This window comes from Plantactinospora sp. WMMB334, assembly GCF_049179095.1.
Lineage (GTDB): Bacteria > Actinomycetota > Actinomycetes > Mycobacteriales > Micromonosporaceae > Plantactinospora.
Genome location: NZ_JBMHME010000002.1, coordinates 7618239 through 7638148, shown reverse-complemented (window position 1 = coordinate 7638148; position 19910 = coordinate 7618239). Strand labels below are relative to the sequence as shown.

Genomic DNA, 19910 nt, shown 5'->3' with positions numbered 1-19910 from the left:
CGCGGAAACGACGGTCCGGCCACCGCGCGGCGAGGCGGGGCGACGGCGGGTCGGCCGGGAAGTCGCGGGGCCCGGTTCAGGCGGTGCGGTTGGCGCCGAGGATCAGCATCATCGCCTCGGCCCGCGACTTGGCGTCCCGCTGCAGCAGGCCGCGCACCGCCGAGGTGATGGTCTTGGCGCCGGCCTTCTGGATGCCGCGCATCGCCATGCACATGTGCTCGCACTCCAGCACCACCAGGACGCCGCGCGGTTCGAGTCTGTCCATCAGCAGGTCGGCGATCTGCGAGGTCAACCGCTCCTGCACCTGCGGGCGGCGGGCATAGACCTCGACCAGCCGGGCCAGCTTGGAGAGCCCGGTTATCCGGCCGCTCTCCCCCGGGATGTAACCGATGTGCGCCGAGCCCCGGAACGGCAGCAGGTGGTGCTCGCAGAGGCTCATCACGTCGATGTCCCGGACCAGCACCAGCTCCTCGTGATTGGCCTCGAAGGTGGTGCTGAGCACCTGGGCCGGATCGACCCGCAGCCCGGCGAAGAGTTCCGCGTACGCCCGGGCCACCCGGGCCGGGGTCTGCCGCAGGCCGTCCCGGTCGGGGTCCTCGCCGACGGCGGTCAGGATCTCCCGCACCGCCTTCTCGATCCGGGCCAGGTCGACGGCCTCCTCCACCGGCCGGCCGGTGAGATTGCCGTTGACCAGCCGGGCGGCGAGGTAGTCCAGCTCCTCGTCACCGTCGGGCTCGGTGGCGGACGCGGACAGGCCGCCGGCGTCACCGCCGGCGGCCTGTGAAAACGCTGCGCTCAGTGTGGACCGTCCGAGTTGGGCGTCGTGTTGTTGGTGTTGTTGCCGATCGTCGCCTGGACGCCGTCCGCCTCGGCCTGCGCCTTGAGCTTCTCCTTCTCGCCCGGGGTGAGCACCGGCGGCTCGGTCGACGGCTGCCGCTTGCCGAAGCCGTTGTAAGGTGCCATCGGCGGCCGCTTGACCACCCGGGCGCAGATCCGCGCCATGTCGGCGGTGGAGAGGGTCTCCTTCTCGATCAGCTCCAGCACGAGGTTGTCCAGGACGTCCCGGTATTCGACCAGGATCTCCCAGGCCTCGTCGTGGGCCAGCTCGATCAGCGACCGGATCTCGGCGTCGATCTCGGCGGCCACCGCGTCGGAGTAGTCCCGCTCGTGCCCCATGTTGCGGCCCAGGAACGGCTCGTCGCCGCTGGTGCCGTACTTGATGGCGCCGAGCTTGCTGCTCATGCCGTACTGGGTGATCATCGCCCGGGCCAACGCGCTGGCCTTCACGATGTCGTCCGCGGCACCGGTGGTCGGCTCGTGGAAGACGAGTTCCTCGGCGGCCCGGCCGCCCAGCGCGTACGCCAGGGTGTCGATCATCTCGGCCCGGGTCTGGGTGTACTTGTCCTCCGTCGGCAGCACCAGGGTGTGCCCGAGGGAGCGGCTGCGGGAGAGGATCGTGACCTTGTGCACCGGGGCGGAGTGCGGCAGCGCCCACGCCACCAGCGCGTGCCCGCCCTCGTGGTAGGCGGTGATCTTCTTTTCCTTGTCGCTCATCACCCGGGTCCGGCGCTGCGGGCCGGCGACCACCCGGTCGATCGACTCCTCCAGCGACTCGTTGGAGATCGCCCGCTTGTCGCTGCGGGCGGTCAGCAGCGCCGACTCGTTGATCACGTTGGCCAGGTCGGCACCGGTGAAGCCGGGGGTACGCCGGGCCACCGCGTCGAGGTCGACGTCGGGCGAGAAGGGCTTGCCCTTGGCGTGCACCCGCAGGATCGCCTTGCGGCCCTCCATGTCGGGGGTGTCGACGGCGATCTGCCGGTCGAAGCGGCCGGGGCGCAGCAGCGCGGGGTCGAGAATGTCCGGCCGGTTGGTGGCGGCGATCAGGATCACGCCGCCCTTGGTGTCGAAGCCGTCCATCTCCACCAGGAGCTGGTTGAGCGTCTGCTCGCGCTCGTCGTGGCCGCCGCCCATGCCGGCGCCACGGTGCCGGCCGACCGCGTCGATCTCGTCGACGAAGACGATCGCCGGGGCGTTCGCCTTGGCCTGCTCGAAGAGGTCGCGGACCCGGCTCGCGCCGACACCGACGAACATCTCGACGAAGTCGGAGCCGGAGATCGAGTAGAACGGCACGCCGGCCTCGCCGGCCACCGCGCGGGCGAGCAGCGTCTTACCGGTACCGGGCGGGCCGAAGAGCAGCACACCCTTGGGGATCTTGGCGCCGAGGGCCTGGTATTTCCCGGGGTTCTGCAGGAAGTCCTTGATCTCGTGCAGCTCCTCGACGGCCTCCTCGGAGCCGGCGACGTCCGCGAAGGTGGTCTTCGGGGTGTCCTTGGTGATCATCTTGGCCTTGGACTTGCCGAAGTTGAGCACCCGGGACCCGCCGCCCTGCATCTGCGACATGAAGAGCAGCAGCAGGATCACCAGGATGGCGATCGGCAGCAGGTTGACCAGTAGCGAGACGAAGAGATTGTCGCCGGAGACCTCCGTGTCGGTCGCTCCGGTGATCCGGCCGGCCGCCTTGGCCGCGGCCACCTGGTTCCAGACCTCGTCGCTCACCTCGTACGGGAACTGGGCCTGGATCTTGTCGGTGTCCGTGTCGCCGAACTTGGCCGACTCGGCCAGGTCGAGCTGGAGCGTCTGCTCCTTGTCCTGGAAGATCGCCTTCTCGATGCCACCCTGGTTGAGCCGGTCGAGCACCACGTTGGTGTCGACCTTGTGATAGCTCGGGCCACCACTGAAGAATGAGCTGAGCGCTATCGCACCGATGATCACCAGGATGATCCAGACCACCGGGCGGCGGAAGAAACGCGTACGTTCCATGCTGTTGTCGAGCGCCGTAAACGCCCGGACCCTCCTGATCGACGTCCTGATCGTCTGGTTGCCTGCTGCCGCCGCCGGAGCGGCGGGCCGGTGCCGCCCCCTGCGGGCCGGCTCCGACGCCGGGCGCTTGGTACCGCGCCGCGGTCATTCGACGGTACACCGTTAACGCGAGGAGCGAGCCTGCGAGCCCTGGGGTAGCAGGTTGGCTTCCGCGCCACCACCGCATACCGTAACCGCGTTTCCTGAAAGTGCGCTGTACGTCGCCTCGATATTTCGGCGCCGACACCCAGGACGGTCAGGGCGGACCGGGCGGCGATTCCGGTCGACGACGGGACGGCGACCTCAGGACCGGGCGTAGACCTCGGGCTTCAACACGCCGACGTAGGGCACCTCGCGGTAGCGCTCACCGAAGTCCAGCCCGTAGCCGACCACGAACTCGCTCGGGATGTCGAAGCCGACGTACTTCACCGGCACCCGGACCTTGATCGCGTCCGGCTTGCGGAAGAGCGCGACCACCTCGACGCTGGCCGCCTCCCGGGACTCCAGGTAGCGCAGCAGCCAGGAGAGGGTGAGCCCGGAGTCGATGATGTCCTCCACCACCACCACGTGCCGGCCGGCGATCTCCCGGTCCAGGTCCTTGCGGATCCGGACGGTACCGGAGGAGGTGGTGCCCTGCCCGTACGAGGATAGGGCCATGAACTCCAGCTCGGTCGGAGGCCCGTGCCGGCCGAGCGCCCGGGCGAAGTCGGCCATGAACATGACCGCGCCCTTGAGTACGCAGACCAGGAGCAGCCGGTCCGTGACGGCGACGTAGTCCGCTGCCACCTGTTTGGCCAGTTCCGCGATCTTCTCCCGGATCTGCTCCTCCGAAATGATCACGTGGTCGATGTCGGCGTCGTACCAGGAGCCCTGAGCCATGCGCCTAGCCTGCCGTACGCCCGTTCGCGTCCGTCGCCGGGGCGGCCCCTTCGGCACGGCGCCACCCCGGCTGGCCAGGTGCGAACTCCCCGGCACGGCCCGTCAGCCACGGGGCGACGACCGCCGTCCGCCGTTGCTGGGCCGCCAGTCGGCCGAGTCACGGCTGTCGGCGGTGAGCCCCAGCACGGAGGCGAGGAGCAGGACGAGGAAGAAGAGCAGGACGAAGAGTTCCATGGCGGCGTGACCTCCGCAGTCGATGCGGTCGGCCCGTCTTCACGGGCCCGACCGGTGGGTTCGCCGCCGGTGCGCACCGGCTGTTACGACTACCAGTCTGCGCCGGACGGTACTCGCCGGACAGTGGCAGCTTTGCCATGCACCCTCGATTTCCTGCCACTTCTCGGTTATCGTCGATCCATGCTGCGGAACGTTGCCGTCATCGCGCTGGACCCGGTCGCCCCCTTCGAGCTGGGCGTGCTCTGCGAGGTCTTCGGCACCGACCGGGTCGCCGACGGCTTCCCCGGCTACCGCTTCGACGTCTGCACCTCCGACGGCAGACCCATCCGCACCCGGTCCGGCTTCCAGCTCACCCCGAGCGCCGATCTCGGCCCGGTCGAGGACGCCGACCTGGTCGCCGTGCCGGCGACCAGCGCCATCGGCGCCGCGGTCCCGGCGAACGTGCTGGCGGCGCTGCGCCGGGCCGCCGACCGGGGGGCGTACGTGCTCAGCGTCTGCTCCGGTGCCTTCGTGCTGGCCGCGGCCGGCCTGCTCGACGGACGCGAGTGCACCACCCACTGGAAGTACGCCGACCAGTTCGCCGAGATGCACCCGCTCGCGAAGGTGCGGTGCAACGCGCTCTACGTGCAGGACGGCAACCTGCTCACCAGCGCCGGCACCGCGGCCGGGATCGACGCCTGCCTGCACCTGGTCCGTCAGGAGCACGGCTCGGCGCTCGCCACCAAGCTGGCCCGGCGGATGGTGGTGCCGCCGCACCGCGACGGCGGGCAGGCGCAGTACGTCGAGGCGCCGATCGCACCGACCCCGGCCGCACCGACCCTGGAGCCGGTGCTGGGCTGGCTGATGGCGCACCTCGACCGCCCGCTCACCGTCGACGACCTGGCCGGGCGGGCGCACATGGCGCCCCGCACCTTCGCCCGGCGGTTCCGGGCCGAGACCGGCACCACGCCGCACGACTGGATCACCAACCAGCGGGTGCTGCTGGCCCGGCGGCTGCTGGAGGAGACCGAACTGAGCATCGAGGCGGTCGCCACCCGGGCCGGCTTCGGCGACGCCGCCACCCTGCGGCACCACTTCGGGCGGCGGGTCGGCGCCACCCCGCACGCCTACCGCTCCACCTTCCGGGGCCGCGACCCCGGCCGGGCACCGGTGGGCTGAGTCGGCCCGGACCGCAGAGATCGGGTCAGCCCACCGGCGGTCGGCACCCGGCGGACGGACCGGCCGGCCCCGGCGGCGACCGGCGGCGTCAGAACACGATCTTGAGATCGACCTCGTTGTTCTCCCGCTCCGGGTCGCCGTACGCCTCGCCGACCGACACGCCGACACGCGGTTGCGCCCACGAGCTCACCGGCACCGGCGTCGTGAACCTGAACACCACCTCCCGTGCCCTGCCGGGGGCGAGCGGGGCATGGTCGCAGTCCACGCTGAAGACGGCGTCACGGGTGTCCGTCACACAGCCGTCCGGTGCCACCAGGGTCAGCCCACCCGGCAGGGTCATCGCCAGCCTGAACGGCAACGCCGTCCTGCCGAGGTTGCGCACGGTCGCCGTCACCGAGCCGGTCCGTACCCCGTCCACCGGCGGCCCGAACACCAGGTCCGAGCTGGCGACGGAGTAGTCGGTGACCCTGGGGTTGGCCGGAAACGCCGCCGGACCGCCGACCTGCCGGAACCGGTCACCGTCCCAGCCGTAACTCCGCCACTGGAACTGCGTGTGGGGCGCCGGTTCCAGGCCGCGGAGAAAGGCCGGGAGATCGCCGACCCTGGCGTCGATCCGGCCGCCCTCGCCGGCCCGGATGCCGGCGATCGTCCGGACGCTCGCGGTCTGCGTCAGGACCTGCCCGATCGTGCGGATCCGGCCGTCGGCGCTCCGGTCGAAGGCCACCACCTGGAAGGTGCTGCCCTGGTCGCCGCAGGCGAACCGCACCACCGTGTCGACCGTGCCCTCGCCGTCGGCCTGGAGGTGCAGCACGTCCTCGATCCAGATCGACATCGAGTCCCGGACGGGATGGGAGCCGTTCGAGAACGTCGTCGGACCCGAGGGGCAGCCGTCGGCGGTCGCGTGCGGCCCCCAGGGCGGGAGGTCGAGCGTCGCACCGTCCAACACGGCCCTGCTGATCCTGCCATCGAGGGCCGCCGACGGTGTGCCCGTGCGACCGGTCGGCGGGGGCGAGGTCGGCGCGGCCGTGGTGGGCGTGGGTGTGGAGGACTCACCGACGTCCACCGGCGGGCCGTGCGGATCGCGGTTCACCATCACGTACCCGGTCGTCGGCCCGGCCACGACCAGTGCCGCGAGGACGCCGGCCGCGACCATCCGGTTGCGGCGCCGGCCGCGGAGCGTGGCGTACGCCGCGGCCGCTCCGGCCGGCCGCACCTGCGGCGTCGTCCCGGCGCGGAACTCGGCGAAGGCAGCGGTCAACAACTCGTCGTCGAAGTCAGCCATCCCGCTTCCCCTGTTCCGATAGTTGGGCCGCGAGTGCCTTCCGCCCCCGGTGCAGCCACGACCGGACGGTCGCCTCGGCGACACCGTCCTGGCGGGCTATCTCGCCGACCGGCAGATCGGCGAGATAGTGCAGGATCACCGCCCGCCGCTGCTGTCCGGGCAGCACCCTGAGCGCCGCCGCCAACGCCACCCGGTCCGGGCTCGGCGGCGCCGCGTGCTCCTCACGCTGGCGTTGCAGGAACCGGGCCGCGGTCCTGGCCCGGCGCCACCGGCTCGTGGCGAGGTTCCAGGCGACCCGGCGGACCCAGGCGGCCGGATCGTCGTACCGGGCGATCCGCTGCCAGCGGGCGAGCGCCCGGACGAACGCCTCCTGGACCAGGTCCTGGGCGGCACCGAGGTCACCGGTGTACGCGAAGAGCTGCACCGTCAACGGCTGGAAGCATGTCGCGTAGAACTCCTCGAACTCCACGTGCCGTGGTGGTCCGGTGTCGGCGACCACCCGCGGGCCGGTCTCGCTGTGCAACGCGACCACACCTGCCTTCCTCCCCGGGTGACCGGTCTCCTCCAGCCACTTCCGGAGAACACGTGCCGACAGGCATGGATGTTGCAGTCGGTCCCGGGTCTGCCGGACCGTCAGTGGCCGAGTCAGTGGCCGACCGCGCAGCCGTCCGCCCTGGGCTCCGAGCCGGCCACGTAACCACCGCCGGGCAGCCGCCAGATCGCCTGCCCGTACCCGAAGGCCGACGGATCGGCCTCGACGGTGATCTCGTGCCCCCGGGCGCGCAACCGCTCGACCCCGTCCCCGCCGGCGGCCAGGCCCGGCTCGACCAGCAGCGCCCGGCCGGCGTGCCAGTACCAGCGTGGCCGGTCCAGCGCCGCCTGTGGGTCGAGCGCGTCGTCCACGGTCGCGGAGACGACCTGCACGTGCCCCTGCGGCTGCATGTGCCCGCCCATCACCCCGAACGGCCCCACCGGCTCGCCGCCCCGGGTCAGGAAGCCGGGGATGATGGTGTGGAACGGGCGCTTGCCCGGTGCCACCACGTTCGGGTGCGCCGGGTCGAGGCTGAACCCGGCACCCCGGTTCTGCAGCCCGAAGCCGAGCCCGGTCGGCACCACGTACGAGCCGAAGCCCAGGTAGTTGGACTGGATCAGGCTCACCATCATCCCGTCCGCGTCGGCGGCGCAGAGATAGACCGTGCCGCCCCGGGCCGGGTCGCCGGGTGCCGGCGTACCGGCGGTGTCGGTGACGAGTGCGCGGCGGGCGGCCGCGTACTCCGGGGTGAGCAGCTCGGCGGTCGGCACCGTGACCCGCTCCGGGTCGGCGACGTACGCGTGCGCGTCGGCGAAGCCGAGCTTGACCGCCTCGATCTGCCAGTGCAGCCGCTCGGCCGGGTCGAGGGCGGCCAACTCCACCCCGTCCAGGATGTTGAGCGCGAGCAGCGCCGCCACGCCCTGCCCGTTCGGCGGGAGCTCCCACACCTCGTGCCCCCGGTAGCCGGCCCGGACCGGGTCCACCCAGGTCGAACGATGACCGGCCAGGTCGTCGCCGCCGAGCACGCCACCGGTCCGGGCCGCGTGCTCCACCAGCGTCCCGGCGAGCTGTCCGGTGTAGAAGTCCACCGCACCGGTCGCCGCGATCCGGCGCAGCGTGCCGGCGGCGTCCGGGTTGCGCCACCGCTCGCCGGCCCGGGGCGCCCGTCCACCGTCGACGGTGAAGACCCGTCCCCACTCCGCGTACTCCTCGCCGACCAGCTCGGCGTGCACCCGCACCGACCGATCCCAGCTCGCGGCGACCCGCGGCGAGACCGGGAAGCCGTGCTCGGCGTAGCCGACCGCGTCGGCGAAGAGGTCGGCAAAGGGCAGCCTGCCGAAACGCTCGTGCAGGTCCCGCCAGCCGGCCGGGGCACCGGGCACGGTCACCGGGAGCCAGCCCCGGGCCGGCATCGCCGGCCCGACCGCCTGGTCGCCGCCGTGTGCCGCCGTCGGCTCGGCGCCCCGGCCGCCGGTCGCGGCGAGCACCACCTCCCGGGTCAGCCCGGCCGGTGACCGGCCGGAGCCGTTCAGCCCGTGCAGCCGGTGCCCGTCCCAGACGATGGCGAAGAGGTCACCGCCGATGTCGTTGGAGCCGGGCTGGACCACGGTGAGGGTGATCGCGGTGGCCAGGGCGGCGTCCACAGCGCTGCCGCCCCGGCGCAGTACCGCCAGCCCGGCGGCGGCGGCGAGCGGCTGGCTGGTGGCGACGGCGCCGTTCGGCGCGAAGACCGGCTGTCGGGGATGCGGGGACATCCCCCATGTCTACTCCGCGATCAACATGCCGCCGCGCCGGGTCGCCCGGAGGTCGCCGGGCAGGTGCACCGGCCCCTGTCCACGCCACGCGGTGACCAGGGCGTTCAGCGCCGCGATGTGCCGGTACGACAGCGCGGCCGGCGGCGCACCCAGCTCGCGGCACCACAGGTGCAGGACCCGGGTACGCACCGCCGGCGGCATCCCGGCCAGCACCGGCACGGCCAGCCCGCCCCGCGCCGACCCGCCGCCACCGGCCGACCCGCCGCCACCCGCCAACCCGCCGCCACCCGCCAACCCGCCGCCGCCGGCCGACCCGCCGCCACCGGCCGACCCGCCGCCACCGGCCGACCCGCCGCCACCCGTCGACCCGCCGTCACCTGCCAACCCGTCGCCAGTTGCCAATCCGGCTCCGCCTGCCAACCTGTCGCCAGCTGCCAATCCGGCTCCGGCGGCCGGGGCGGCCTCCACCGCCGGTCCGGCCGGCGAGATCCGGGCTTCGGCGTAACCGGCCCGGGCCAGGTCGTCCAGTGCCGCGCCGTCCTCCGCCGCGAGCCGGGCGGTGCGGGCCAGGTTGTCCAGCACCCCCGGGCCGAGCGCCCGGACCAGCACCGGCAGCACGTCGGCCCGGACCCGGGCCCGGGCGTACCGGTCGTCGGTGTTGTGCGGGTCCTCCCACGGGGTCAGGCCGAGCAGCGCGCACGCCTTACGGGTCTGCTCGCGGGTGATCTCCAGCAGCGGGCGGGCCAGCGCCACCCCGGCGTACTCCCGGACAGTCGGCATCCCGGCGAGCCCGCGCGATCCGGCGCCCCGGGCCAGCGCGAGCAGCACCGTCTCGGCCTGGTCGTCCCGGGTGTGCCCGAGCAGCACCGTCGTGGCGTCGTGCCGGCGGGCGACCTCGACCAGGGCCTGGTAGCGCGCTTCCCGGGCCGCCGCCTCCGGCCCGCCCGGCCGGCCGGCGACCTGGACGGTCGCCACCTCGACCGGCGCGAACCCCTGGCCGGCGGCCCACTCGGCGACGGCGGCGGCCCGGCGCTCCGACCCCTCCTGCAACCCGTGGTCGACGGTGACCAGCCCGGCCGGCACGCCCAGCCGGGGCGCCACGAACGCGGCGCCGGCGGCCAGCGCCAGCGAATCGGCGCCGCCCGAGCAGGCGACCAGCACCGGCCGGTTCCGGGGTACGCCGGCCAGCGCCCGCCGGACGGCGACCCGGACGGCGGCGACCGGCGGCGGCAGGGCGGCCACGACCGATCCGGCCTCAGCCGGTGGCGGCGACCGGGCCGACCGGACCGTGCACCCGGGCCACCCAGGCGTCCGGGTCGGAGAGCTCCTCCAGCCGGGGCAGGGTCAGCGGAGAGCTGAAGATCTTGTTGAAGCCGTCCATGCCGACCCGGTCCACCACGCCGTGCACGAACTTGCGACCCTCGGCGTACTGGCGCATCTTGACATCGACGCCGAGCAGCTTGCGGATCGCCTTCTCCAGCGGGTTGCCCGACTCGCGGCGGCGGTTGAACTTGGCCCGGATCGACTCCACGCTCGGGATGACCTCCGGCCCGACGCCGTCCATCACGAACTCCGCGTGCCCCTCCAGCAGGGTCATCAGCGCGGTCAGCCGGTCGAGCACGGCCCGCTGGCCGGGCGTCTGCACGATGTCCAGCACGCTGGCCCGGCTCTCCGGGTTGCGGATCGAGTCGGAGAGGGTGCCGACGCCCCGGCGCACCCGGTCGAGGAAGTTGTCCCCGCCCGCCTGCGAGGCGTCGACGAACGCCTGCACCTCGCCGAGGAAGTGCCCGCGCATCCACGGCACGGCGGTGAACTGCGTGCGGTGGGTCACCTCGTGCAGGCAGACCCAGAGCCGGAAGTCCCTCGGCTCGGCCTGCAACTTCCGCTCCACGTCGACGATGTTCGGGGCGACCAGCAGCAGTTGGCCGGGGTCGGCGGAGAAGACCTCGTACTGGCCGAGGACCCGACCGGAGAGGTAGGCCAGCACCGTGCCGGCCTGCACCCCGGTCAGCCGGGAGCCGATCGTGTCGGTGATGACCCCCGGCGGCCTGTCGCCGGAGAGACGGTTGACCAGCGGGGTGATCACCTCGCGCAGCCCGGCGATGTTGGTCGCCGCCCAGTCACGCCGGTCCACCACCCGCACCGGCGGGTGGGCGACCTGCGAGCGCAGCCCCGTGTACGCCAGCACGTGCCCGGCGGCCTCGTCGGTCAGCCGACGCAGCTCGGCCACCACCGCGGTCGCCTCGTCGTACGAGACACGCGGTCCCGCCTTGCCCAACGCCCCAGCGGTGGCGGCGGCCAGATCCCAGTCCACGAACTGCGCCATGCTCCCACCGTACCCGCGCCCTCACACCGCTACGCGGGTGAAAGGAAGGGCCCCCGCTTATCGCTTTCTGTAGAAGAAGGGCCCCCGCCTAACATGTGAGCGGCAGCCGGAGTTCAGCGGCAGCCGCACCGGGCCAGGGTGGTGGCGATCCGGTCCAGTTCCGGTTGCGCCACGTCCTGGCCCACCGGCACCTTGTTGGCGAGCACGGCGAAGGCCAGCAGCCGGCCATCGGCGGTGGTCACCACGCCGGAGATCGCGTGTACTCCGCTCAGCGTGCCGGTCTTGGCGCGTACCACGCCGGCCCCGGGCCTGGTCGGCTTCTCCCCGGAGCGGTCGAACCGGTCGCTGAGCGTCCCCGACCAGGCCGCCACCGGCAGCCCGGGGAAGAGATCCGCCAGCTCGGGCCGGTCGCCCTTGGCGGCCATCGTGAGCAGGTCGGTCAGCAGGCTCGGGGTGACCCGGTTGGCACGGGACAGGCCGCTGCCGTCGGCGAGCGCGCTCTCCGCCACCGGCAGGCCCAGCTCGCCGACCATCTCGTCCACCGCCTCGGCCGCGCCGACGAACGAGGCCGGCTTCTCCCGGGCCAGCGCGACCTGCCGGGCCAGCGCCTCGGCCACCACGTTGTCGCTCTCCCGCAGCATGAACTCGACCAGCCGGATCAGCGGCGGCGACTGGACCCGGCCGAGCTCGGAGCCGGGCCCCGGCGTGCCGGGGCTCGGCTCGCCGGGAGTGGGGCTGTCCGTCGCGGCCGGCGCGGTCCCGGTGGCGGCCGGCGCCGTACCGGTCACCACCGCCGAGACCGGCAGCCCGAGCAGCTTGGCGAAGGCACGCCCGGCCGCCTCGTCGGGCTTGGCGTGGCGTGCCTGCCCTCGGCCCTGGTCCCGCGGGTCCTGCCGGGCGCCGTCGGTCATCAGGGCGGTGATCACCGCACCGTACCCGCCGGTGGGGATGTCCGAGTCCCAGGCGGGTTCGAGCACCGGGCCGGAGTAGAGGCTGCCGTCGATGATCACCTTTGTCGGCGCGGTGCCGCCGAGCGCCTTCTTCACCTGGGCGGCGAGCCGGTCGAGTCGCCCCGCTCCCGGGTACCAGCCGGTGGCGTTCACCGCCAGCGTCGGGTCACCGGCACCGATGATCACCACTTCGCCCGGGTTCGCCCCGGCCACCACCCGGGTGCTGATCCGGTACGCCGGTCCGCGCGCCGCGAGTACGGCCGCCGCGGTGACCAGTTTCGTCGTCGAGGCAGGGATGGTCGGGGTGTCCTGGCCGTTCTGGTAGAGCACCTTCCCGGTGACCGCGTCGACCACGGAGATGTTCACCTCGTTGCCGAGCACCGAAGAGGTGAGCAGCGGGCCCAGCGCGGCCCGTACGCCCTCCGGGGTGGGCTCCGGGGCGCTCGCCCCGGCGGCGGTCAGTACGGGTGGCGGCGGCGGTTCGGTCGGATCGACCTGCGGGCCGGAGGTGGCCGGGCCGCCCCCGCCGAGCCACTCGTCCACGGGTCCGGGGCGGAGCACGGCCACCCCGGCGATCGCCAGCGCGAGGACGAGCGCGGTGGCGAGCGTGCCGACCAGCCTGCCCCGACGGCGGCGCGCCGGCACCGGCGCCCCTCCGGGTGCCGCCGCACCGGCGACCCCGCCCGGCGGCGCCGTCCCGGTAGGTGGCACCGGGGCCGCCCCGGTGGACGGCACCGGGGCGCTGCCGGATGCCGGCGTCTTCGGCGGCACCTGCCCGCCGTGCGCGCCCGTTGCGAGCCGCCCGCCGGACGCGCCCGGCGACATCTGCCCACCCGGCATACCCGGCGACATCTGCCCGGCCGGCATACCCGGCGACAGTTGCCCGTTCGGCATACCCGGCGGCACCTGCCCGGCCGGCATACCCGGCGACAGTTGCCCGTTCGGGGTGCCGGTGGCCGACCGGCCGGGCCAGGCGGGCGGTGCGGGCCGGTCCGACCGGGTCGGCGGGGCCGCCGAGGGTTGCGGCGGGCCCGCTCGACCGAGGTCGAGCCTTTCCGGCCACACCGGCAGGGGCAGGGTCTGCCCCGACCAGCCGGGTGCGCCGGTCGGCACCGGACCCGGCCGGCCGGGCGGAGTGGACGGGAGATTCGCGGCGCCCGGAGGCGGGACCGCCCCGTTTCCGGGCGGCGACGGGACGACGGCCCGGCCCCGGGCCGACGCGGAACCCGACGACCCGGATCCGCCCGACGACCCGGATCCGCCCGACGACCCGGATCCGCCCGACGACCCGGATCCGCCCGACGACCCGGAACCAGCCGCCGACGCGGGGGCGCCCGGCTGCCGGCCGCCGGCGCCCGGCACCACCACGCGGCCCTGCGCCGGGTGCTCCGGCGGGTTCTCCCCCGTCAGGCCCGAGTGTGAATCTTCACTCCCCACCGGCCCCTCCTCCCCGTCGAATTCTGCCTAGGCGACACTACTTTGGTCCGAACACCGCACGGGGGTCGGCGCAGCCAGTGAATCGCCCGATCGCCCGCGCCGGTGCCGACCGTTGTGGTTCCGTTGGCCAGCGCCGGCAAACGAGGGAGCGTGCGAGATGGACTTCGACGTCACGGTCGAGATTCCCAAGGGTCACCGCAACAAGTACGAGGTTGACCACGCGACCGGACGGATCCGGCTGGACCGCACACTCTTCACCTCGACCCAGTACCCGGCGGACTACGGTTTCATCGAAGGCACGCTGGGTGAGGACGGCGATCCACTCGACGCTCTGGTTCTGGTCCCCGAACCCACGTTTCCAGGTTGCCTCATCCGGTGCCGGACGATCGGCATGTTCCGGATGACGGACGAGAAGGGCGGCGACGACAAGGTCCTCTGCGTGCCGTACGAGGACCCGCGCCAGGAGCACCTGCGGGACATCCACCACCTGGGCGAGTTCGACCGGCTGGAGATCCAGCACTTCTTCGAGGTCTACAAGGACCTGGAACCGGGCAAATCGGTTGAGGGCGCCACCTGGGTCGGTCGTACCGAGGCCGAGGCGGAGATCCGCACCTCCTTCCGCCGGCACCAGGACGCCGTCGCGCGCGGCGAGGACCCGCACTGACCCGCCCGCCAGAGGACCCGCACTGACCCGCCCCGCCACGGGCCCGGTTCAGCCGAGCAGCCCTCGGGCCTCGGCGTAGAGGCCGAGCACCGCGCAGGCCACCGGCACCACCGCGACCACCAGCAGGGTGTCGAGGATGTCGGCGGTCCGGCCGAGGTACGGACCCGGCTCCCGCTTCGAGTACGTCGCCCCGGCGCCGATCACCACCAGGGCGAGCACCAGGCCGCCGACGGTGACCAGCAGCAGGCCGGTCTCCTGCATCCGGAACAGCCAGGCGGTGCCGAGCACCACCGCGCAACCGATCCCGGCGACCATCAGCGGGACCCGCTGCCGGACAGTGACGAAGAGCCGGGAGCGCAGCAGCAGGGCGGCGGCGGAGACCGCCACCATCAGCCGGCCGGAGAACCCGCCGGCCACCACCAGCACCAGCGCCGCCACCACGGCGAGGACGGCGTGCCCGACCAGCATCCCGGTGAGCATCTCCTCGGTCCGGGCGACGGCGGCGAAGACCCGGCCCCGATCCGGCCGCTCCCGGACGCCGCTGGCCACCGGGCTGGCCGCGGTGAAGCCCTCCGCCGCCTCGGCACCGGTGGGCAGGGTGATCGGCGGCATCGGCAACTTGCCGAAGCGGATCGCCAGCAGCGGCAGCATCCCGATCGCGCAGACGAGCACGGCCATCAGGATCGCGGCGGAGCCGGCCGCCGACAGCAGGAAACCGAGCAGCGCGGTCACCGCGCCGAGCAGGCCGACCGAGATCCCGGCGGCGAAGACCCGCAGCCCGGCGGCGACCCCGACCATCCCGAGCACGGCGACGAGCAGCAGCGCGACCGATCCGGCCAGCGCCTCGGGCGCACCGAGCCAGCGGACCGGGCCGAGCACGCCGACCGGGTCGCCGGAGGCCACCAGCAGGGCGCCGCCGAAGAAGGCGAAGGGCAGCGCGTACCCGCCGAGGGCGGCGCCGGCCGTCGCGTCCCCGTACGCCCGGGAGGCCACCACCGCACCGAGCGAGAGGAGTACGGCGGCGCCGAGCGCGACGAGACTGCCCAGCTCCCAGGCCGTGCCACCGACGACCACCGCGAAGAGGCAGACCGCGAGCACGCCACCGGCGGCGGTCAGGGTGCCGATCCGGGTGTTCCGCCCCGACCACGCGCTGCCGCGGCGCCGGGCCCCGTCGGCGATCGCCTCGACGACGTCGTCGTACTCCAGCTCCGGCCACTGTGCCCTCGCCGGCACCAGGTGCAGCACGTCGCCGTCGCGTACGCCCTGCGGCAGCAGCGCCTTGCCACCGACGAGCGGCTCGCCGTCGGTGCGGCGCAGCAGCCACCCGCCGTGCTTCTCGCCGTCGTCGGCCAGCCCTTCGCCGGCATGCCGGAGCACCTCGGGGAGGAGTTCGGCCAGCGGCAGGTGTTCGGGAAGCGCGACGTCCACCCGTCGTTGCGGCGCGCTGATCGTGACGCGGGCGAGCCCCGTACTCATCGACAGTCCTCCATCGAGGCGGCAGCCGTGGCTGCGCGGACGACCGCACTTTACCTAGGATGGGTCAGGCTCGTCCGACCGCGCACGAGGACATGTGCGACGCTGCCGCGTCGAGTGGCCCGCCGGCACCGGACAACCGCTCCACCGCCTGCGGCCTTAGGGGAGGCTCACATGGACACGGCTAGCCAGCGCCGCGGCGGTGCCGCCGGCCTGCACCCCGGTGGTGCCGGCAGGCCGGGCGGAGGTGAGCGGTGAGCACCGTCGTCATCAAGCGCCCGCCGCGCCGGCCGGCGCCGGAGATCCCGACCGGCGAACTCTCCGTCGAGCCGCCGCCGGAGATTCCGCAGGCGGCCGGCGGAAAGTGGCAGCAGATGATGATGGTGCTGCCGATGCTCGGCGGTTCCGTCGCGATGGCGATGATGTTCGGCCGGGGCGGCGGCGCCTACTCGTACGTCATCGGCGCGATGTTCGGCGTCTCCTCGCTGGCCATGGTGGCCTCCTCCTGGGGCAGCGCCTCCGGTTCGCCGAAGAAGTCGGAGATGATGCAGGCCCGCCGGGAATACCTGCGGCACCTGGCCACCCTGCGTCGCCGGGTCCGGGAGACCGCCGCCAGGCAGCGGGCCGGCCTCTTCTACCGGCATCCCGACCCGGCCCAACTCTGGTCCACGGTGGGCAGCTACCGGGTCTGGGAGCGGCGCCCCACCGACGGTGACTTCGGCGTCGTCCGGGTCGCGGTCGGTCCGCAGACCCTGGCCACCCCGCTGATCCCGCCGGTGACCAGGCCGCTGGAGGACCTGGAGCCGATGACCGCCGGTGCGCTGCGCCGGTTCCTCGACGCGTACTCGGTGGTGCCGGACCTACCGGTGGCGCTCTCCATGCGCGGCTTCGCCCGGGTCTTCGTGCGCAACGCGCCCGGCCAGCGCGACCAGTCCCGTGAGCCGGCCGGCGGCGAGCCGCAGGCGCTGGCCCGCGCGGTCCTCACCCAGCTCTCCGTCTTCCACGCCCCGGAGGAGCTGCTGATCGCGATCTGCGCCGGCCCGGAGCGCCGGGCCCGGTGGGAGTGGGCCAAGTGGCTGCCGCACGCCCACCACCCGACCGCCGTCGACGCGCTCGGTCCGGTGCGGCTGGTGGCCAGCTCCGCCGTGGAGCTGGAGAAGCTCATCGACGACGTGGTCGGCAACCGGTCCCGGTTCAGCCTCTCCGGCCCGGCGACCGACGGCCCGCACGTGGTGATCGTGCTCGACGGCGGCGACCTCAACGGCGCCGGCTATCTGGCCGGGGACAGCGGCATCGACGCGGTGACCATCATCGACCTGGACAGCCCGCCGCCCCGGCTGCTGGACCGGGCCATGCTGGTGCTGGAGACCGACGGCGGCCGGCTCAACACCTACTCGATGGAGGGCGAGGCCGAGGTCGGCCGGGCGGACCGGCTCAGCGTCGAGGAGGCCGAGGCGGTGGCCCGCCGGCTCGCGCCGCTGCGGCTGGCCGCCGCCCAGAAGGGCTCCACGGACGCCCCGCTGGTCAAGGAGATGACCCTCGGCGAGCTGCTCGGCGTCGGCGACCCGGAGAACTTCACCACGGTGCAGGGCTGGGCGGCCCGACCCAACCGGGACAAGCTCCGGGTGCCGATCGGGGTCGGCGGCGACGGCGGCGTGGTCGACCTCGACCTGAAGGAGTCCGCACAGGACGGTATGGGCCCGCACGGCCTGCTGATCGGCGCCACCGGTTCCGGCAAGTCCGAGCTGCTGCGTACGCTCGTGCTCGGGCTGGCGGCGACACACTCCTCCGAGGCGCTCAACTTCGTCCTCGTCGACTTCAAGGGTGGCGCGACCTTCGCCTCGCTGGACCGGCTCCCGCACACCGCCGCCGTGATCACCAACCTCGCCGACGAACTGCCGCTTGTCGACCGGATGGTCGACGCGATCAACGGCGAGATGATCCGCCGGCAGGAGCTGCTCCGCAAGGCCGGCAACTACGCCAACCTGAAGGACTACGACAAGGCCCGCTCCGGCGGGGCGGCGCTGGCGCCGCTGCCGTCGCTGCTGATCATCTGTGACGAGTTCTCCGAGCTGCTCAGCGCCAAGCCGGACTTCATCGACCTCTTCGTCCAGATCGGCCGGTTGGGCCGGTCGCTCGGGGTGCACCTGCTGCTCGCCTCGCAGCGGCTGGAGGAGGGGCGGCTGCGCGGGCTGGACACGCACCTGTCGTACCGGATCGGCCTGCGGACCTTCTCGGCGCTGGAGTCCCGGGCGGTGCTCGGGGTGCCGGACGCGTACGAACTGCCCCGGGCGCCGGGGCACGGCTACCTGAAGTTCGGCACCGAGCCACTGGTCCGGTTCAAGGCCGCGTACGTCTCCGGCCCCTACCAGAAGGCGACCGGCAGTGGGCCGGGCGCGCAGGGCTACACCGGTCCCCGGCTGCTCTCCTACTCGACGCACCACGTGCCGGTCCCCAAGTCGACCGTGCCGGCCGCCCCGAAGCCGGAGCCGGAGGACCCGACCGCGCAGAGCCTGCTCGACGTGATGGTCTCCCGGCTGGTCGGCCAGGGCCCGCCGGCCCACCAGGTCTGGCTGCCGCCGCTGTCCCAGGCGCCGGCCCTGGACGAGATCCTCGGACCGGTGGTCACCGACCCGAACCGAGGGCTCACCTTCGGCAACCCCGAGCTGCACGGCGCGCTCCAGGTGCCGGTGGCGATGATCGACAAGCCCTTCGAGCAGCGCCGCGACCTGCTCTGGCTCAGCCTGGAGGGCGGCGCCGGGCACGTGGCGGTGGCCGGTGGTCCGCAGTCCGGCAAGTCGAGCCTGCTGCGTACGCTGATCTGCGCGCTGGCCCTCACCCACACCCCGGCCGAGGTGCAGGTCTACTGCCTCGACTTCGGTGGCGGCTCGCTCGGCACGCTCCGCGACCTGCCGCACGTCGGCGGCGTCGCCGGACGGAGCGAGGCGGCGGCGGTGCGGCGTACCGTCGGCGAGATCTCCACCCTGCTCAACGAGCGCGAGCAGCGCTTCGCCGAGCTGGGCGTGGAGTCGATGGCGGCGTACCGGAAACGGCGCGCCGCGGCCGGCGGCGTCGGGGTCGGCGCGGACCCGTTCGGTGACGTGTTCCTGGTCGTCGACGGCTGGCCCACCCTGCGCGGCGAGTACGACGACCTTGAGCCGCTGGTCACCGACATCGCCACCCGGGGCCTCTCGTACGGCGTGCACGTGGTCGCCGCCGCGCCCCGCTGGATGGACTTCCGCCCGGCGATCCGCGACCTCTTCGGCTCCCGGCTGGAGCTGCGGCTCGGTGACCCGACCGACTCGATCGTCTCCCGCAAGGCGGCGGCGAACGTGCCGGAGAAGTCGCCGGGTCGCGGGATCACCGCCGAGAGCCTGCACTTCCTGACCGTCCTGCCGGAGCTCTCCAGCCTGAGCGGCGGGCAGACGCAGGCACTGGTCAAGGCGGTGGCGGGCAACTGGAGCCGCGCACCGGCCCCCCGGGTCCGGCTGCTGCCGCCGGTGCTGCCCTACGCCGACCTGGACGTCGCCGGTGCGCCCGGCCTCCGGCTGCCGATCGGCATCGCCGAGGCGGATCTCCAGCAGGTGTCGGTCGACTTCGCCTCCGAGCCGCACTTCCTGCTCTTCGGTGACGCCGAGTGCGGCAAGTCGTCCTTTCTGCGGGCGCTGGCCACCTCGATCACCAGCCGCTACACCCCGGAGCAGGCCCGGATCATCCTGGTCGACTTCCGGCGCAGCCTGCTGGGTGTGATCCAGTCCGACCACCTGATCGGGTACGGCACCGCCGCCCAGGCGACAAGCGAGCTGATCGAGTCGGTCGCCGGCTACATGCAGCGGCGGTTGCCGGGGCCGGACGTCACCCCGCAGCAGTTGCGGGACCGCTCCTGGTGGACCGGGCCGGAGCTCTTCGTCCTGGTCGACGACTACGACCTGGTGGCGACCGGCCCGAACAACCCGCTGCTGCCGCTTGTCGAATACCTTCCCCAGGCCCGGGACGTCGGCCTGCACGTGGTGCTGACCCGCCGCTCCGGCGGCGCCTCCCGGTCGCTCTACGAGCCGATCATCCAGCGCCTCCGCGAGCTCTCCTCGCCCGGTCTGGTGATGTCCGGCAGCAAGGACGAGGGTGCGCTGATCGGCTCGGTGCGCCCCGGCCCGATGCCGCCCGGCCGGGGCCGACTGGTGACCCGGAAGGAGGGCGTCCGGCTGGTGCAGCTCGCCTACCTGCCGTCGACCTGATCCGAGCAGGGTTCGGAGAACGGCGTCAACCATGCCGGTCTCGGGGCGATGGACAGCCGATCTCGGATCGGTTGCAAAGTTTCGCCACCCGACGGGGGTGAAACGGGGTAACCTCCGTGCATCATGT

At 73.4% G+C, this 19910-nt stretch carries 14 protein-coding genes and 2 pseudogenes; 4 read left to right on the top strand and 12 right to left on the bottom strand.

Translation table 11 applies throughout. The features are described 5' to 3' along the window. Positions 1-76: 76 nt before the first annotated feature. The 4 genes from folE to ACN27G_RS33115 all read right to left on the bottom strand — a co-directional run bounded on the left by folE (position 77) and on the right by ACN27G_RS33115 (position 3972). A complete protein-coding gene (gene folE / locus ACN27G_RS33130; protein WP_421497562.1) occupies positions 77-754 on the bottom strand; it encodes a GTP cyclohydrolase I FolE in 678 nt (225 codons plus the stop codon). Between the two features lie 41 nt (positions 755-795). Continuing rightward, positions 796-2820, bottom strand: a complete 2025-nt coding sequence (ftsH, locus tag ACN27G_RS33125) for an ATP-dependent zinc metalloprotease FtsH (protein ID WP_421496573.1) — start codon at positions 2818-2820, stop codon at positions 796-798. Between the two features lie 342 nt (positions 2821-3162). Beyond that, positions 3163-3738 carry a hypoxanthine phosphoribosyltransferase gene (gene hpt, locus ACN27G_RS33120; RefSeq protein WP_421496572.1) on the bottom strand — a complete coding sequence of 192 codons (576 nt, stop codon included), beginning with the start codon at positions 3736-3738 and terminating at the stop codon, positions 3163-3165. Positions 3739-3840: 102 nt separating this feature from the next. Beyond that, a complete protein-coding gene (locus ACN27G_RS33115; RefSeq protein ID WP_421496571.1) occupies positions 3841-3972 on the bottom strand; it encodes a hypothetical protein in 132 nt (43 codons plus the stop codon). Positions 3973-4152: 180 nt separating this feature from the next. Between ACN27G_RS33115 and ACN27G_RS33110 the strand changes: the two genes are divergently transcribed. Further along, positions 4153-5130, top strand: coding sequence for a GlxA family transcriptional regulator (locus ACN27G_RS33110; RefSeq protein WP_421496570.1), 978 nt, complete (start codon positions 4153-4155; stop codon positions 5128-5130). Positions 5131-5218: 88 nt separating this feature from the next. On the opposite strand, the gene ACN27G_RS33105 is transcribed toward ACN27G_RS33110, so the two are convergent. From ACN27G_RS33105 to dacB, 7 genes and pseudogenes are all read right to left on the bottom strand, one after another. Then, a complete protein-coding gene (locus ACN27G_RS33105; protein WP_421496569.1) occupies positions 5219-6412 on the bottom strand; it encodes a hypothetical protein in 1194 nt (397 codons plus the stop codon). Beyond that, positions 6405-6935, bottom strand: a complete 531-nt coding sequence (locus tag ACN27G_RS33100) for a SigE family RNA polymerase sigma factor (protein ID WP_421497561.1) — start codon at positions 6933-6935, stop codon at positions 6405-6407. The genes ACN27G_RS33105 and ACN27G_RS33100 overlap by 8 nt, the downstream gene beginning before the upstream one ends. 122 nt (positions 6936-7057) lie before the next feature. Further along, positions 7058-8698, bottom strand: coding sequence for a gamma-glutamyltransferase family protein (locus tag ACN27G_RS33095; RefSeq protein WP_421496568.1), 1641 nt, complete (start codon positions 8696-8698; stop codon positions 7058-7060). A gap of 9 nt (positions 8699-8707) precedes the next feature. Further along, positions 8708-8929 (bottom strand): annotated as a pseudogene (locus ACN27G_RS33090) (TilS substrate-binding domain-containing protein); the annotation flags it as partial. 281 nt (positions 8930-9210) lie between these two features. Beyond that, positions 9211-9940 (bottom strand): annotated as a pseudogene (tilS, locus tag ACN27G_RS33085) (tRNA lysidine(34) synthetase TilS); the annotation flags it as partial. Positions 9941-9953: 13 nt separating this feature from the next. Further along, on the bottom strand, positions 9954-11024 hold the full coding sequence (locus ACN27G_RS33080; protein WP_421496567.1) for a zinc-dependent metalloprotease: 1071 nt from the start codon (positions 11022-11024) through the stop codon (positions 9954-9956). Between the two features lie 113 nt (positions 11025-11137). After that, positions 11138-12619, bottom strand: a complete 1482-nt coding sequence (dacB, locus tag ACN27G_RS33075) for a D-alanyl-D-alanine carboxypeptidase/D-alanyl-D-alanine endopeptidase (RefSeq protein WP_421496566.1) — start codon at positions 12617-12619, stop codon at positions 11138-11140. Here dacB and ACN27G_RS33070 point away from each other — a divergent pair. Both ACN27G_RS33070 and ACN27G_RS33065 read left to right on the top strand, forming a co-directional pair. Next, on the top strand, positions 12573-13442 hold the full coding sequence (locus ACN27G_RS33070; RefSeq protein ID WP_421496565.1) for a hypothetical protein: 870 nt from the start codon (positions 12573-12575) through the stop codon (positions 13440-13442). The genes dacB and ACN27G_RS33070 overlap by 47 nt on opposite strands. A gap of 126 nt (positions 13443-13568) precedes the next feature. Further along, the gene (locus ACN27G_RS33065; protein ID WP_421496564.1) at positions 13569-14075 is read left to right on the top strand and encodes an inorganic diphosphatase; all 507 of its coding nucleotides are present in this window, start codon (positions 13569-13571) and stop codon (positions 14073-14075) included. A gap of 48 nt (positions 14076-14123) precedes the next feature. On the opposite strand, the gene eccD is transcribed toward ACN27G_RS33065, so the two are convergent. Next, positions 14124-15551 carry a type VII secretion integral membrane protein EccD gene (gene eccD, locus ACN27G_RS33060; protein ID WP_421496563.1) on the bottom strand — a complete coding sequence of 476 codons (1428 nt, stop codon included), beginning with the start codon at positions 15549-15551 and terminating at the stop codon, positions 14124-14126. A 251-nt stretch (positions 15552-15802) separates the two neighbouring features. Between eccD and eccCa the strand changes: the two genes are divergently transcribed. After that, the gene (eccCa, locus tag ACN27G_RS33055) at positions 15803-19783 is read left to right on the top strand and encodes a type VII secretion protein EccCa (protein WP_421496562.1); all 3981 of its coding nucleotides are present in this window, start codon (positions 15803-15805) and stop codon (positions 19781-19783) included. Positions 19784-19910: the final 127 nt, after the last annotated feature.

Excerpts from the sequence above, each read along its gene's own strand:
- ACN27G_RS33115 (WP_421496571.1), bottom strand. The coding sequence starts at position 3,972 with ATGGAACTCTTCGTCCTGCTCTTCTTCCTCGTCCTGCTCCTCGCCTCC.
- ACN27G_RS33110 (WP_421496570.1), top strand. The coding sequence starts at position 4,153 with ATGCTGCGGAACGTTGCCGTCATCGCGCTGGACCCGGTCGCCCCCTTC.
- ACN27G_RS33080 (WP_421496567.1), bottom strand. The coding sequence starts at position 11,024 with ATGGCGCAGTTCGTGGACTGGGATCTGGCCGCCGCCACCGCTGGGGCG.
- ACN27G_RS33065 (WP_421496564.1), top strand. The coding sequence starts at position 13,569 with ATGGACTTCGACGTCACGGTCGAGATTCCCAAGGGTCACCGCAACAAG.
- hpt (WP_421496572.1), bottom strand. The coding sequence starts at position 3,738 with ATGGCTCAGGGCTCCTGGTACGACGCCGACATCGACCACGTGATCATT.
- ftsH (WP_421496573.1), bottom strand. The coding sequence starts at position 2,820 with ATGGAACGTACGCGTTTCTTCCGCCGCCCGGTGGTCTGGATCATCCTG.
- eccD (WP_421496563.1), bottom strand. The coding sequence starts at position 15,551 with ATGAGTACGGGGCTCGCCCGCGTCACGATCAGCGCGCCGCAACGACGG.
- ACN27G_RS33095 (WP_421496568.1), bottom strand. The coding sequence starts at position 8,698 with ATGTCCCCGCATCCCCGACAGCCGGTCTTCGCGCCGAACGGCGCCGTC.
- ACN27G_RS33105 (WP_421496569.1), bottom strand. The coding sequence starts at position 6,412 with ATGGCTGACTTCGACGACGAGTTGTTGACCGCTGCCTTCGCCGAGTTC.